Annotated in this window: 14 protein-coding genes; 9 read left to right on the forward strand and 5 right to left on the reverse strand. The window is 46.4% G+C overall.

Annotation, left to right across the window (positions count from 1 at the left end; genetic code table 11):
* Positions 1–531 precede the first annotated feature (531 nt).
* From EKM92_RS13615 to EKM92_RS08870, 3 genes are all read right to left on the reverse strand, one after another.
* Positions 532–708 (reverse strand): hypothetical protein, encoded by a 177-nt coding sequence (locus tag EKM92_RS13615; RefSeq protein WP_164509950.1) that lies wholly within the window; start codon positions 706–708, stop codon positions 532–534.
* A 2-nt stretch (positions 709–710) separates the two neighbouring features.
* The gene (locus EKM92_RS08865; protein ID WP_125709965.1) at positions 711–971 is read right to left on the reverse strand and encodes a hypothetical protein; all 261 of its coding nucleotides are present in this window, start codon (positions 969–971) and stop codon (positions 711–713) included.
* 391 nt (positions 972–1362) lie between these two features.
* Complete coding sequence (locus tag EKM92_RS08870; protein WP_225420761.1) at positions 1363–2151, reverse strand: Cof-type HAD-IIB family hydrolase; 789 nt, start codon at positions 2149–2151, stop codon at positions 1363–1365.
* Between the two features lie 179 nt (positions 2152–2330).
* Between EKM92_RS08870 and EKM92_RS08875 the strand changes: the two genes are divergently transcribed.
* The 8 genes from EKM92_RS08875 (at position 2331) to EKM92_RS08910 (ending at position 12858) form a co-directional block, all read left to right on the forward strand.
* Positions 2331–4163: a sensor domain-containing diguanylate cyclase gene (locus EKM92_RS08875; RefSeq protein ID WP_164509951.1), complete on the forward strand. Its 1833-nt coding sequence runs from the start codon at positions 2331–2333 to the stop codon at positions 4161–4163.
* Positions 4164–4943: 780 nt separating this feature from the next.
* Positions 4944–5648 (forward strand): AzlC family ABC transporter permease, encoded by a 705-nt coding sequence (locus EKM92_RS08880; protein ID WP_125709971.1) that lies wholly within the window; start codon positions 4944–4946, stop codon positions 5646–5648.
* Positions 5641–5964: an AzlD domain-containing protein gene (locus EKM92_RS08885; RefSeq protein WP_125709973.1), complete on the forward strand. Its 324-nt coding sequence runs from the start codon at positions 5641–5643 to the stop codon at positions 5962–5964. The genes EKM92_RS08880 and EKM92_RS08885 overlap by 8 nt, the downstream gene beginning before the upstream one ends.
* 107 nt (positions 5965–6071) lie before the next feature.
* Positions 6072–8759 carry an HAD-IC family P-type ATPase gene (locus EKM92_RS08890; RefSeq protein WP_125709975.1) on the forward strand — a complete coding sequence of 896 codons (2688 nt, stop codon included), beginning with the start codon at positions 6072–6074 and terminating at the stop codon, positions 8757–8759.
* Between the two features lie 77 nt (positions 8760–8836).
* Positions 8837–9346 carry a transcription repressor NadR gene (locus tag EKM92_RS08895; RefSeq protein ID WP_054717196.1) on the forward strand — a complete coding sequence of 170 codons (510 nt, stop codon included), beginning with the start codon at positions 8837–8839 and terminating at the stop codon, positions 9344–9346.
* An 898-nt stretch (positions 9347–10244) separates the two neighbouring features.
* The gene (locus tag EKM92_RS08900; protein ID WP_125709977.1) at positions 10245–11894 is read left to right on the forward strand and encodes a peptide ABC transporter substrate-binding protein; all 1650 of its coding nucleotides are present in this window, start codon (positions 10245–10247) and stop codon (positions 11892–11894) included.
* A 381-nt stretch (positions 11895–12275) separates the two neighbouring features.
* Positions 12276–12464 carry a leucocin A/sakacin P family class II bacteriocin gene (locus EKM92_RS08905; protein ID WP_125709979.1) on the forward strand — a complete coding sequence of 63 codons (189 nt, stop codon included), beginning with the start codon at positions 12276–12278 and terminating at the stop codon, positions 12462–12464.
* Positions 12465–12561: 97 nt separating this feature from the next.
* Positions 12562–12858, forward strand: a complete 297-nt coding sequence (locus EKM92_RS08910; protein ID WP_125709981.1) for a bacteriocin immunity protein — start codon at positions 12562–12564, stop codon at positions 12856–12858.
* Positions 12859–13041: 183 nt separating this feature from the next.
* Here the strand turns inward: EKM92_RS08910 and EKM92_RS08915 are convergent, their stop codons facing one another.
* Together EKM92_RS08915 and EKM92_RS08920 are read right to left on the reverse strand one after the other, a co-directional pair.
* The gene (locus EKM92_RS08915) at positions 13042–14559 is read right to left on the reverse strand and encodes a DHA2 family efflux MFS transporter permease subunit (protein WP_420812576.1); all 1518 of its coding nucleotides are present in this window, start codon (positions 14557–14559) and stop codon (positions 13042–13044) included.
* Positions 14560–14590: 31 nt separating this feature from the next.
* Complete coding sequence (locus EKM92_RS08920) at positions 14591–15196, reverse strand: PadR family transcriptional regulator (RefSeq protein WP_164509952.1); 606 nt, start codon at positions 15194–15196, stop codon at positions 14591–14593.
* Between the two features lie 73 nt (positions 15197–15269).
* Between EKM92_RS08920 and EKM92_RS08925 the strand changes: the two genes are divergently transcribed.
* A complete protein-coding gene (locus EKM92_RS08925) occupies positions 15270–15770 on the forward strand; it encodes a GNAT family N-acetyltransferase (protein WP_125709987.1) in 501 nt (166 codons plus the stop codon).
* The last annotated feature ends 84 nt before the right edge of the window (positions 15771–15854 follow it).

Raw genomic sequence — 15854 nt, forward strand, 5'->3', positions numbered from 1 at the left:
TTCATATTTTGCCGGTGAAATCTGCGTGAGCCGCCACAAACCGGTGTCTCACTTGATTTCACTCCCACAGGCAATTGTCCAATTCACCTCCGTTTTGCCAAATCATCTCCGTCCACAGCTTTTCTACGTTGATATCACTGGCTTACAAGTCAAATACGCCGAGTTACGACGTCATTTACTATGACTAAACATGATATCAACGTAGGCATTACGCATTTCGTAGCCATCGGGGACAGTGGACTAGCGTAGTGGAAGTGATTTGAAATGAGGACGGAAGCTGGCCGCCGGTGCGTAGTGAGATTTCCGTTAGCGATTTACCGCTTACGGAAAGCCGCAGGTGGAGATCCGGCGAGAGGTGAGCGTAGCGAGGCTCTCGGCTAGACAAATCCCTTGGACCCTCACTACGCACCGGCGAGCCAGCTGGAGTCCCCATTTCAAATCACTGAACCGTTGCTAGCCCACTGTCGCCTGATGGCGGATATCGTGAGGCTCTAGTGCAAACAAAAAGCCGCAAATTGCGGCTTTTTGTGGTTAGCGGACTGTCAGTAGGCTGATCAACACGCCGACTAAAACAATACCGACAAGGCCTTTTAAGCTGTAAGACAGCTTCGTGCCTTGCTTGGTGCGATATTCAAAGACCAATAAGGTGATCGTGGTGATCAATGCGGCGATCACCATGATCAATAACTTCATCACTAAAGCATCCATGGTTACACTTCCAAATCAAAATAGGGATTGAGGCGCTTTTGAATCGCGTGGATCTGTAATAAATCGATTTTTGGCAGCAGCCGATAAATGAAGCCAGCGAAAGTATCGCGATGGAATTTATAATCCATGCGGCCAAGGCGCTGTTCGTGATCGTTAGAATCGCGTTCCCAGACTTCCAAATTATACGCGGCGTCTGGAACTAACGTAATATAGCAGTTATCATTCAGCCACACAATGGGCTTAAGGGTAGATTGATCGATCACGTAAAGGCCTCCAAGTTATCTAATCCAAGTGTCGCAACCAGCAGTCGCGGCAACAAGTTGATTCCAGTATAGCAGAATTTAACCAAACGCCAATTTTTGAAAGTTTGTGAAAATTGGTTCACAAGTCCGCGCAACCCAATAGCTGGCGGCTGAGCTTGTCAAGGGTAAATTTGCTGGTACAGGCTGGTATAACAGCGCTGTAGCCGACGAGAACAACCTTGGATAGATAAAAAAATTATTTTTTCGGGGAATGGTATCGGTCTGTTTGATTCACAAACGGTACACCAAACGTCCTTTATTAGTATACGAACAAACGTTTGATTCGTCAAATTATTGTATCCGGAAATAACCCCGAAATCATCGGCTTGAAGAACAGAATAATGTTATTTAATTAAATCAGCCCAAAATGTTTAAGGGCCTTAGGGATCCCACCGTGTAAATAGTCGTCAGTTTGATAATCCGCGATCGCGGCGACTTGTGGCAAGGCATTCCCCATGGCGACGCCGACAGTCGCTGCTTGTAAGATCTCGATATCATTGTTGCCATCGCCAAAAGCATATGTTGGTAAGCTGGCGAGTTCTGGTTGTTTCATCAAGATCTCCAAACCGCTAGCTTTGGATTGGTGGGCATTGACGATATCTAATGTGCTTTCCCCATTGCGATAAAATTGTAATTCTGGAAAAGCGTTGATGTACCATTCTCCCATGGCGTCGCCTTTGGCATTATGCGCCAAGAAAATCAGCATCATGCAGACATCATCGTGATCGAAGAATTTCGGATCGACTGGCGGAGGCGTTTGACGAACCCATTGATAATTGGCTTCGGTTTCTGGGGTGGTTTGAGAAAGCGCAGAACGACGGCCGTTATAATAGGCTAACGCGACGCCATCTTGACCAGCTTGTTGCGTTAGGCGGTGTAGTTGTGGCAAGCCAACCGGACTTTCATATAAGTGATGCCCATTGTGATAGACGTCAGCGCCGTTAGCGGCGATGGCACTGGGAATGTGACCGATGCGCATCCAGTCTGCCAGTTCATAATAATTGCGTCCAGTGGAAAGCACCGTTAAGACGTGATTGTCGTTTAACGCCTGCAGCGCAGCGAGGTTTTCCGGTGGAATTTGTTTTTGGGGATTTAACAATGTTTTGTCTAAATCAAATAATGCGATGGCTTTATAACTCACGAATAGGCCTCCAATAATTAATAGAATTATTTTAACACGCGGCTTGCGGTGATGGCGGTGAAAACAAGTCGCGCGTAACGTGTTATTTTTCATAAAAACCCTGTTAAACCACCTTTTCATGACAAAATAATTGTGAGAAAATGGAGCCAAAATGTGAAACAGCCGGAGGGGAGAGCGGCTTGAACTTTAATTTTGGAAATTTATCGATGGGCATGTGGCTGGTGCAAACAGTTGCGGCGACATTTTTCACCGCAGGGTTTGTCGGCTTTGATTTATATTTGTGGCGCAAAGCACTCGGTGACGGTCAGTATAAAACTGCTTTTCGCTGGTTTTTGACGTTGATGCCATTAATGATCGGGGCGTTGATGACTTATGGTGGTTATGCCGGCTTTATGGATAGCATGATGTTTGCCAACATCGGCTTATTCACCTTGATCGTGCCTTTATTTGATGAACAAATGACGTTAGTTGAATATGTTGTGCGGGCGCTTGGACTGGCAAGCGTTTGGCTTTTTCATCATGCCAGCGGGCAATCAGCTTGGGGATTGCTTGCAATGGCGGCGATGGTGGTGATTTTGGTTTTAGTGCGGATCGGCAAAGAAAAAATTCGCTATCGCGCGCGGACCTTGATGGTAGTGGCAACTTTTGCTGCCATTGCTTATTGGTACACTGTGCCACCGTTAGCGATGGGATTGCGCGTTGACGGTCGGTTAGCGACGCAAGCAGTTGCGATGTTTTTGGTGATGGGCGCCTTTACCAGCTTTTATTGGAACTTACAGTGGCAACAATTCCAACATCAAAAACATTTGGAAGCTTTGGCTGCTTATGACAATTTAACTAACGAAAAAACTTACACCCGTAATCAAGCGGATATTACGGCATTGTTTGACCATGCCCAAGCCAACCATGAACCGTTGAGCTTAATGGCATTAGATATTGATCGACTGCGGAAAATCAATCAAGATTTCGGTCATTTAGCCGGGAATACGGTTTTGATCCAAACTGCAGAAACTTTGATCGGGGTGTTTCACAAGCACGACTTACATGAGCATTTTTATCGCATCGGCGGCGAAGAGTTCAACATCGCCTTCCCTAATGCAACACCTGATCAATTATTGCCGGTGATCCGCGAATGTTGGCAAGCGATCCACGATGGTCAATTTAGTTATGAAGGGGTCGCGATCCCTGTCACTGCGTCGATCGGGGTCACTGGCATGAAAGCAGGCGACGGGGTCGTCGACGACTTATACAAGCGTGCTGATGATAATTTATACGCCTCCAAACAACGTGGCCGCGACACCATCACGGTTGATGGCGCACCAGTTTCAGGGGATGACGTGCCAAGCATTGCGCCAACTTATGCCTTCTATGCGCAACCGATCATGGATGCCCAACGTGAAACTGTGCAAGTATGGGGCAATGAATTGTTACTGCGGACCTATGATGTGGCGCAAGCACGTTGGATGTTGCCGAATTCCTTTGACCTCGCAATCGATTTGCAAGTGGAATTGATCTATCAAGCTGTCGCCAATGCGAAGTGTAAAAATGTGGCGATCAACTTAACCTTAGCGCAATTCGCAGATCCCCAAACCGCTTATGCCTTGATTGCTTGTTTACAAAGTCAAGACGGTCCGACTGGGTTAACCGTTGAAATCGTTGATGTCCCAGACTTAGCCACGACGCGCAATATTTCCGCGATTTATCGCGCTGCCGGCATTCGCATTCATATTGATGATGTAGGCTCTGACAACTCCTTTGAACTGGTGCAACAATTGATCCCTTATGTTGATGGGGTGAAGTTTGCGATTCAAAACCTGCGGAAAACTGAATCAACTGAACGGATTCAAGAACGGATTCGCTTTTGGGCAGATATTGCCCGTAAAGGGAATTTGCGGATTATTTTGGAAGGGGTTGAAGACCAAGTCGATGTCGACTTCGCCAAAACCCTTGGCATTCATTATTTCCAAGGTTACTATTTTGCCAAACCAGCGCTTCCCAAGCTGGCAGCATAAAACTGAGATCGTCACGATCTCAGTTTTTTTGTCCTTACGCTGTCCGGCAGCGTCAGTGTTTCAGGCCGCCATCAGGCGACAGTGGTCTAGCTCCGTTTCGGAACTGAAATCATCTCTCGTGGCCGGCCGGCTACAGAGATCGGCAAAGACCGCCGATGCTCTTTCACCTAAATTTCAAGCCAAGAAAACCGCTTGTCTTGAAATTTGCCTGAAATATTAGCTAAGCCAGAAACCCACTGTCTTAGCTAATATTTCTGCCACGTTCGATGATTTCAGTTCCTCCACTACGCCAGCCCACTGTCACCTGATAGCTACGAATCGCGTGTCTTTGACGTTGATATCATATTTAGTCATTGTGAACGACGTAACGTCAACGTATTTGATCTGTATGCTAGCGACACTAACGTAGAAAATCTGTGGGCGGAGATCAAAAGCGTGGAGGCGGGCTAGTCATCAGCCGTGGGGCTCTTAGCGATTTATCGCTTAGAGCCCAGCGAGAAGGAGATCCATTTTGCGGTTATGAGCGTAGCGATTGCAAAATTAGCTCCGACGAGCGTCATTGCGTTCCATGACTAGCCCGCCGGAACACTTTTGATCGGAGCCCACGGATTTTCGTGCCGGAGGCATATTGGTATAGCCAGCTGGAAGATCAAATTCACACTCACGCTGCCGGACAGCGTGAGTTAGAAAAATTGCCGGTGTTTGTGGGGTTAGGGTTGATTATGAAAAATAAACAGGTAAAATCTAATTAAGTTCTCATATTAAAAACGAGGTGAGCGGATGGATGCGCAACTAGACTTTAAAGCCGGGATCAAAGACGTCATGCCGACGGTGTTCGGCTACATTGGCGTGGGCTTAGCCTTTGGAATCGTGGCGCACACCAGCCACTTATCAGTATGGTTGGTTTTATTAATGTCGCTGATCGTGTATGCAGGCAGCGCACAATTTGTGATCACTAGCATGTTATTAACGGGCAGTCCCATCGGTGCGATCGTGGTGTCCACACTGTTGATCAATGCGCGGATGAGCTTAATGAGTATGACCGTCGCCCCATATTTACAAAAAGAATCAATGGGGCAAAATATTGCCATTGGAACGCTTTTAACTGACGAAACCTTTGCGTTATCGATGAATAAACTGAACCTCACCGATCGTAAGTTACGCCCAGCGTGGTTTCATGCAGCAAATGTGGTTGCCTATTTAGTTTGGGCAATCGCCACAGTGATCGGGGCGTTGATCGGGAGTTTGATCCCAGATGCCAAAGCCTTTGGTCTAGACTTTGCGGTGGTGGCGATGTTCATCGGGTTATTATACCTGCAAATGATCACTGATCGGTCTAAGCCGTTGTTGCGGCATTTAACCGTTGCTGGGTTTGTCGCCGTGGTGATGGTGGTTTTAATGCGGTTTATGCCAGGTTCTACGGCAATTTTAGTGGCAACGATCCTCGGTTGCTTATTCGGAATGGCGGTGGAACACCATGAGTAAAGTGCTGATCACGATTTTGCTGTGTGGGTTAGTGACTTGGTTGATCCGCGTGGTGCCATTTGCATTAGTGAAAGCGACCACCTTGCCAAAATGGTTACTGCAATTTCTCAGCTTTGTGCCGGTAGCGATCCTTGCTGCAATTTTTGTTGAAAGTTTGCTGGTTTATCACCAAGGACAATGGCCAAGTGTGAATACTGAGAATTTACTCGCTAGTATTCCCGCCATTATCGCCGGCGTGATTTCCAAGAGTTTGTTGGTGGTCGTGGTTGTTGGTATCGTTGCCATGGCGCTGATTCGCGCCTTTGGCTGGACGTGAAAATATTGCCCGGGAAATATTGCGACAGAGGCTTGCACTAAATTTCCCGTCCCCGTACTATATAATTAATAGCAAATGCTAAATAATGATTTAAAGGATGATGATATATGGAAGATCCCAGTGCGCAGATAAAAATGACCCATTTAACGGTGGCAGAAGTTCAAGCAAAAGTCCAAACGCCTGATTTAGAGGCAGGCTTAACGCAAACAGAGGCCGAGAAACGTTTAGCGGAAAATGGCCCGAATGCCTTAGCCTCACACCGCACACCGAAATGGGTTTTATTCGTGCGGCAGTTCAACAACTTGATCATTTATATTTTGATCGGCGCAGCGCTGATGACCAGCATGATGCGCTTGTTGACTGACACGATTATTATTGCCTTGGTGATCATCATTAATGCGATCATTGGCTACATTCAAGAAAGTAATGCCTCTGATTCGCTTGATCAAATTAAAAAAATGTTGGCCCACAATGCGACGGTTTATCGCGACGGCCAACGCATCGACGTGCCTGCTGAAGAATTAGTGGTCGGCGACGTGGTGTTCTTGGAAGCAGGGGATAATGTCCCTGCTGACTTGCGCATTATCGACAGTGATAACTTGATGATGCAAGAAGCCGTGTTGACTGGGGAGACTAACTCTGTGGCTAAGTCCCCAGAAGCATTGCCAAGCGACACACCTCTAGCTGAACAAGCGAATATGGCCTTTTCGTCAACAGCAGTTGCTTCCGGTTCTGGGATGGGGTTAGTGATTGCCACTGGCGCCGACAGTGAACTTGGGAAGATCTCATCTGCTGTCGCGAATGCCAAGAAACGTCAATCACCAATGATGAAGCAACTTGATGGCATCGGCAAAGGGATCTCTTATGGGATCTTGATTTTTGCGGTGGCCTTATTTATCTTTGGCTTGATCGGCGGCCACTATACGCTTGGGACCTTAGCTTTAGGGATCGTGACGATGATCGTCGGTTCGATGCCTGAAGGCTTGCCTGCGACAACCAGTGTCATTTTAGCGATGGGTGTCCAAGCCATGGCGAAAAACGAAAACACCATTGTCAAAGACTTACCTTCAGTAGAAGTCTTAGGCTCTGTTGACGTGATCGCCACTGATAAAACTGGGACTTTGACCCAAAATGAAATGACCGTTACCGATATTCTCACCCCAACGGCGCAATATGCGGTTACCGGTACTGGCTATGCGCCTGCCGGGGACTTTACGTTAGACCAAGAAGTGATCACACCTGCTGATCATCAAGACTTGGAAGCGCTGCTGACTGCAGGTTATGAAGCAAACGATACCACCTTAGCTGAAATTGACGGGAAATATGAAATCAACGGCGAACCTACTGATGGTGCCTTCATCACCGCTTATCAAAAAGCCTTTGGTGAAACTGAAGAATCTGATGAATTGGATCTCATGCCTTTTGATTCCGATTATCGCTACATGGCCAAGTTGGTGCGTTTAGCTGATGGGACTAAGAAGTTGTACATCAAAGGCTCACCAGATAAATTATTACCAATGGCCAAAGCCAGCGACCCAAACTTCGATGAAGCTCATTATTTAGCTTGGACCAGTGAACGATCTAAACATGGGCAACGTGTCATTGCTGTAGGTTCTCGGATCGTCAATGTCGATAAGATCAGTCATGAGTTGTTAGAATCAGGGATCGACTTCTTAGGGTTAGCCGCGTTGATCGACCCGCCACGTCCTGAAGTGATCGCATCGATTCGCGACATGAGAAAAGCCGGCGTGAAAGTAAAAATGATCACCGGCGATCATCCGCAAACTGCCCAGGCGATCGCCAAAACCTTGAGTTTAGCAGATGACCCGCAAGTGGTCACTGGCGCAGAACTTGAAGCAATGAGTCCAGACGACCGGGAACATGCCATGGTGTCTGCTGACGTGTTTGCTCGAACCACCCCTGCTGATAAGCTTGCAATCGTGCAAGCTTTACAAAAAGCTGGTAACGTCACGGCGATGGTCGGCGATGGTGTCAATGATGCACCAGCGTTGAAACAAGCAGATATCGGTGTGGCCATGGGTGAATCTGGGACTGATGTGGCCAAAGATGCTGCTGACATGATTTTAACGGATGATAAGTTTACGACCATGCAGCGGGCGATCAAAGAAGGCCGCCGGATCTATGACAACATTAAAAAGAGTATTTTGTTCCTGTTGCCGACCAGTTTTGCAGAAGGCTTAGTCATCGCCTTCACTGTGTTGACTCGCGATGATATGCCATTGAATGCCAGCCAAATGCTTTGGATCAACATGGTGTCTGCCATCACGATTCAGTTAGCGTTTATCTTTGAACCAGCAGAAGATGGCATCATGCTACGGCCACCGCGTCCTAATGACGCTGGGATGATGAACAAACATGACGTGTTCCAATTGCTGTATGTTTCGGTGTTGATCTCAGGCATCGGGCTGATCGCTCATGACTGGTTGTTGAGTAATGGCATCGCCGGACCGCGGGTGGCATCAACGATGATGGTCAACATTATTATCTTAGGGAAGATCTTTTACTTGTTTAACATTCGCACTAAAGCGATCGTGTTCTCTAAGCAGTTCTTCTCTAATCCCCAAGCCTTTTGGATCATTGGGTTGATGATGGTCTTGCAACTCGGCTTAACGTACTTGCCATTTATGCAAAATGTCATGCGTACCGCAGCCATGAGTTGGCGTGAATGGGGGATCGCGATCGCGGCTGGCGTCATTACGTTGATCGTGGCTGAAGCTGATAAATTGATCCGAATCGGATTGCATCGTCGCGCTGGTCGCGCACGCTTTCAATAATTTTGTTAATGGACTAGTCAGCACCGTTGTTTTAGCGTAAGCTTGGGGTATAAGACAATGCAACGGAGGTATTTACTATGTTAACCAGTGCTGAACGTCAATCTCAGATCCAAATGGCTTTAGCTGATGCCAAAGCCCCGATCACAGCGACTGCTTTTGCCAAAAAATTTGGTGTGAGTCGTCAAACTGTCGTTGGGGATGTCGCTTTATTACGGGCTCAAGGGACGAAACTGATCGCCACTCCTCGCGGCTATCAATTCGAAGACAGCGCCACAAAAACCGCTGTGATCGTGTGCAAGCACACCCCAGAAGATGCCGTTAAAGAAATGCAGATCATCATTGATCACGGCGGTGTCGTGAAAGATGTCATGATCGATCATCCCGTTTACGGTCAATTGCGCGGCTCTTTGGAAGTGGCTTCTGAACAAGAAATTCACTTATTCCATTCCCGCATGTTGCAACATGAAAGCCATATGTTGTCTGAATTGACAGACGGTGTGCACTTACACACCATCGGCTACGAAAACCCTGAACAGATCACTGAAATCAAACAGGCTTTGCGTGACGCCGGTTTCTTATACGAATAAGCAATAGAGAAGCTGAGACTTGTGGGTCTCAGCTTTTTATTTTGAGAATAGCTTAATTTAGAAATAAACGATTTAAAAATTGGTCTACTTTGTGAAATTGAATGAAAACACAGTGTTATCAATGATTGATTGCGAATTTAAAATATTTTTGACCAATTGGTTGCATTTATTTTAAAGTCATGATACCATCATGGTGAATTCTGCGAAGATCAAAGTAGTTGAGACTCGAGCTTGGCTTGCAGTCTTTGACCTTCATTGGTATGCTCGCCTTGGCTGTTGGCGACAGCAGTCAAAGTCCTACTACCCAGAGTGCGCATGACGAAACCGCGAATCGAGCTACGGTAACACAGGGTAAGTGAGCAACATGTGGGAGTCCGCCCACAGGCTTGGATAATCTTGGTAGCCATCCAAGTTCGCGCAGCTGGTGATTCTGCCTGTCTGATCCGGCGGGGAACGAAATCCTCGATATAATACCGCACCACCCTAAGGCGTGTTTCTTGCGCGCCAAAGGACAAAGTAGACAAGTTTGGGACCACGGGCCAGTTTTGAAAATGCTGGGCCGTGGTTTTCGTGGAATTAATGCGGATGCTTTTGGACAACTTGGAGAAATTGTCCGGAGGTTTTATTTGACAGCGTTAAAATCCTCAGGTATGCTTACCACATATTAAAAAAAGGAGGGGCCGTTATGAACGAATCGATGAAACAAATGCAATGTTGCTGTGTATGCATGTGCAAGTCGGACGCTGATGGCGGACTCTTGGACGGCATATTTGGCTAGGTGAAACCCTTAGACCAAATATTGGCGCCGACGCCTTCAGCGGATGCATTTTTGCATCGTTGAAGGACTGTCGGCGCTTTTTTGTCGCTAAACATAGCTAAACATAATGGAGGAATTGTGATGACTCATTTCAAAACTGCTGCGCTGGTTGTAACCACTTTAGCTTTAGGCTTAGTGCTCGCAGCATGCGGGAGCAACAAATCAAGCCAGTCGAGTTCAGCGACGAAACAACAGCTGAACTTAAGTGCCACAGCACCGCTAGATACTATTGATTTGGCGCAAGCCACTGGTTACGGCCAAACTGGGAATGTGTATGAAAGCTTCTGGCGCTTAGGCAAAAACGGGAAGCCGATCGCCGGCCTCGCTAGCAAAGCCACGAAATCAAGTGATGGTTTAACTTGGACGATCGCGATTCGCAAAGACGCCAAGTGGAGTGACGGCTCAGCGATCACTGCCAAAGATTTCGTTTATTCTTGGCAGCGCACCATCGATCCGAAAACCAAGTCACCTTATAGCTACTTGTTCTCCGGCATCAAAAACGCTGACGCCATCAACAAAGGCAACGCCAAACCAGATACGTTAGGCATCAAAGCGCTCGATACGAACACCGTTCAAATCACTTTAGACAAGCCGATCGCCTACTTCAAAGTCTTGATGGCTTATCCATTATTTGCGCCACAAAGTGAAAAAACTGTCACCAAATATGGTAAGAAATATGCCACCACTAGCAGCAAAATGCTTTACTCGGGGCCTTTTGTCATTACCGGCTGGAACGGGACTGGCAATACATGGTCCTTTAAGAAAAACCCTTACTACTGGGACAAGAAAGTGGTTAAACTCCAAAAGGTCAACTTCCAAGTGGTGGAAGACACCAGCACTGGTGTCAACTTGTTCAACACCAACAAGCTTGATTTAACACCATTGGCTGTCAACCAAGTGCCAAAATATGAAAAAGACAGCACTTTCCGCTCTTACGCTTATTCTTATATCGCCTACATGCAATATAACTTCAATGCTAAAGATTCAACTGTGAAAGCTGCGATGAATAACCAAGACATTCGCTTAGCCTTTTCTCAAGCGTTAGATCGCAAAGCGTTGACGAAGAAAGCTTTAGGTAATGGCTCGCAGATCCCAACTGGTTTTGTGCCAAATGATTTGGCCAGTGATCCAACCACAGGCAAAGACTTTGCTCAACAACAAACCGTCGCCAACACCATCAACTATTCAACGAAATCTGCAAAAGATCACTGGACCAAAGGCCTGAAAGCCATCGGCAAATCTAAGTTGACGCTGACATTGCTTTACTCCAATGATGATGCCACCAGCAAAACCACGGCTGAATATATCGGCGGCCAACTGCCTAAGGAATTACCAGGCTTGACCATCAACTTGAAAGCTTTGCCTTCACAAATGGCCAAGCAAAAGGAAACCGATGGCGACTTCGATATCGCATTATCAGGTTGGGGGGCCGACTTCAACGATCCGATCAGTTTCTTACAAATTCCAGAATCCAACACTGCCTACAACTACGGGAAATATTCCAATGCGCAATATGATGCTTTAATTCAAAAAGCATCGACGACCGATGCCAACGATGCCGCCAAGCGTTGGGATGATCTCGTGCAAGCCGCAAAGTTATTCAACCAAGCGCAAGGCGTGACGCCGTTGTTCCAACAAGTCACGGCTTACTTGCAAAAAGGTGATGTCAAAGGTTTAACGCATAACACTGCTGGGACGCAGTGGGGCTATAAGTACGCGTACATCAAATAATGTCGACAATGAAGCGAGATCGTGAACAGCCATTAGTGGCATTCGCGACCTCGCTTTTTAGTTTGGTTAATATTAGGGTGTTAGGGAGGTTTTTGATTAGAAAATCAATCCGGATCCATTGCTCATCGGCTATCTCATAGCGGTGGGTATGCATAACAATCAGTCCTTTACGCCAACGTGTCAGGTTCAGGTCAGTCTGTGCAAATGATAGGTAACTCGCGAACATTTTTGAGTTTGAGGACACGCCTTAATACGCTAACGAAAATCGTGAAATTTTATACGTTCATAGTTATTTTTAATAGCTCGCCTTGATCGGCCTATTATTAATGACGGGGACGGTACAGTTCATTTTCCTGAATAATAATAAAGGAGGGATTCGTGATGAAAAACACTAATAAATTGAATACTCAGGAATTAAAGAAAATCAATGGTGGTAAGTACTATGGCAATGGCAGGTCTTGCAACAAACACGGGTGTAAAGTTGTTTGGGGAAAAGCGATTGGTATTATTGGTAATAATGCTGCCGTGAATTTACATTCTGGCGGCAATGCAGGTTGGAATGGTAATTAATTAATTTTTCAGCCTATTTTATATAAGGGCTGATATTTTTCTGATAATTAATGTCTGCATCATTTTCGACAAGTATATCTTACGAGGAGTATCTATCATGTTTAAATTAAAATGGTTCGCAGGTGGAACAGATCGGGCAACACAAGCCATAGAAATTATTGATGAACTACTAAGTGATTTACCCAACACGCCTAACGATGATGCCTTGAAAAATGTATTATTAACATATCGTCATGAATTTGTGAAAAAAAGTACCTCTGTCCCGTTTATCTTAAGTCGAATGAACTTAGCGGTCTCAAATGTTCTTGAAAAAAATGAAATCACTTTGACTAATTCTCAATCAAGTAAATTGAAGAAGCTGATTTCTCTGTCAAGCATTAGGTACGGGTACTAGTTCGGGACTTCTATCAGTGCATGGCGGGTTAGTGAAGGCGGCCAAGCGAATCATCCCCTCGCGCCAAGAAATTGTCTGCTTCGGATATGAACTCGTCTATAACGCTGCTGGAACGCAGTGGGGGTACAAGTATGCCTACATTAAATCGTTCCACTTAAAAAGCCAGGCAATAGCCTGACTTTTTTAGGTTAAGTCGCCAGAATCATTGGCATCACGCATTAAGAAGAAGGCAGCACCTGCGCCGATCACAAACACGATTGCTGCGGTTAAGGTAATGCCACGCATGCTGTTGGCATAAGCATTCAGTACCGTTGTTTGGAAGTCATGCGCAAAAGGTGCTTGACTCATTTGTTTAGAAAAGGCGATCCCATGTCCGGCAAATGGTCCGGCATCAACTAAGACTTTTTGAAGGGCAGCGGCGGCTTTTGCAGGGAGCCCTGCAATTTTGCTTAAATGCGCACTTAAGTATTGTTCATAGCGATGATCTTGGATCAACCCTAAGCCAACCACGCCAACGGTAGTCCCGATTTGTCGAAAGACGTTGATCAAACCGCTAGCCATCCCCATAGTTTGCGGCGCGACGCCTTCCATCCCAGCCGTGTTGAGCAAAGGATTGACCATCCCGTTGGTGATCCCCATTAAAATCATGGCTGGCCACATTTGTGCAAAACTCAAATGCGTGGTCATCGCATTCATCATCAAGATAAAACCGACGGCACCCAGCAACAAACTGTAGCCGATCATTTTACGCTTAGAGAATCGCGCGCCGAGCATCCCAGTGATCGGGCCTAAGATCAACGACCAAATGGAAATCGTCAATTGCCGCACACCGGTTTGTAACGCGGTGTAGCCGATGTAGTTTTGCATCAATACAGTCAAAAAGGCATTAAAAGAGTACATGGCGACCCCTAAGCCTAAGGCAACGATGATCGTTCCGACAAAATGCCGACTTTTAAACATCGACAAATCGACCATGGGATCGGTAACGCGTTGTTCGACAATGACGAAGGCGATCAAGCCGATGACTGCGGCGATCAACCAACCAGCCACACCAATATTCGTCCACGCCCAGTTGGTGTGCGCTTCTTTTTGAATCAAGCCATAGATCAAGCTGAATAAAGTGAAAGCTGATAACGCCATGCCGGCAAAATCGACGCGCTGTTTAGCCCCGTAGCTTGGGGTTTCGTTGACGTAAATGGCAGTTAATAATACGGTGATGATACCGACTGGGACATTGACATAGAAAATTGCTGACCAGCCGAATTGACCGACTAAGTAACCACCGATCAAAGGCCCAGAAGCCGTCGAGATCCCGATCACAGACCCTAAGATCCCTAACGCTAAACCGCGTTTTTTACCAGAGAAATTCGATGCGACTAAGGCCATCGCCAAGGAGTTCATCCCGGCACCACCAACGGCTTGGACGGCGCGTCCGATGTTTAAGATCATCAAATTCGGTGCCATCCCGTTGACAGCAGAAGCGACCACAAACAAAATGATCGACGCTAAAAACAATTTTTTGCGGCCGTACATGTCACCAAGTTTGGAGACGATCAACAAGCTGACAGCCAAAACCAAGGTGTAAATGTTGAGCACCCATTGTAAGTTGGTGAACGTTTCATGGAAATGTGTCGCCATCGTCGGTAACGCGACGTTAACAACGGTGACGTCTAATAACCCCATAAACGTTCCCAGTGACATTGCAACCAGTGCGATCCACTGGCGATAACTTTTATTCAAGAGCTTTTGCCTCATATTCTTTCGTGATTTTAGGCGCGGCGGTGAAGTGCGCATCATCGGCCAAGCCGTCTAGCTCATGCAGTTGGTCATTGACCCAATCTAAGCGAGCTTGCGCAACGTTTAAGGCTAACTGTAAGCCGCGCAATGACCAGCCGATATCGATTTGGCGATCAGGATCGGATAACACGCTGTCCAAGTGGACTGTCACTTTGTGGTAAACCGCGATATCTGATTCGGTGGCTTCGCGATAGGCATGTAAAACATCGCGTTGAAAGCCCACGGTTTCACGGCCTAAACCGCGAAACTTAAAGTGGAAGTTCGATTCACGTTTGGCATCCATGGCGATCGGCGTATGCATCAAGTCTTCAAAGCGAGCAAGGCCAGCCATTGTGATCTTGGCTAGCTTTTGCGCTCGGCCATTGATTTCCTTAGTTTCTAGGGTAATGTAGCCGGATTTTTCTAATTTATGTAATAAGGGATACATCACGCCGTTTGAAATTTGGCGACGCGGTTCTAAGTTTCCTTCAAGGATCTTGCACAATTTATAGCCGGTGCGATCATGCACCATCAGCGCACTTAATATTAATAATTCGTACATCACAGCCTCCTGATATGTCGAAGCGACAGGTATCAGTATACGTCGCTGCGACATATTGTCAAGGCGATTGGGGATGCTAAAATCGAATTATTCATATTTTTCAACAACAGAAAGAGGCAATTCTTTGGAAACGACAGTTACTGTGACGAAAACCAATGATCTCAGTCCTAAAACCTTATTAGAAATATTGGCAGTCAGAACCAAAGTCTTTGTTGTTGAGCAAAACTGTGCTTATCAAGAAGTCGATGCCAAAGACTTTGACGCCTGGCATGTCCAATTGCGTCAAGCAGGGGAGTTGGTCGCATATGCGAGAATTATTCCCCATGATGATGGCCAGTCGATCAGCTTTGGGCGAGTGTTAGTTGTTGAATCACATCGACGCGAACAGCTTGGGCGGAAACTCGTGACTGAAACCTTAGCAACAGTACGGCGGTTATACCCAGATCAGCAAATCAAGATCCAAGCCCAGAATTATTTACGCGAATTCTATGGGAGTTTTGGATTTCAACCAGTTTCCGATGTGTATTTAGAAGATGGTATCCCGCATGTGGACATGGTGATGCAAACTTTCTGATGACATCAAAAACACGCCTATCACGACCAATAACAGTCGTGATAGGCGTGTTTTACAATCATTTAGCCCATTAAAAAACCTCGC

This window comes from Lacticaseibacillus porcinae (genome assembly GCF_003946305.1).
GTDB lineage: Bacteria > Bacillota > Bacilli > Lactobacillales > Lactobacillaceae > Lacticaseibacillus > Lacticaseibacillus porcinae.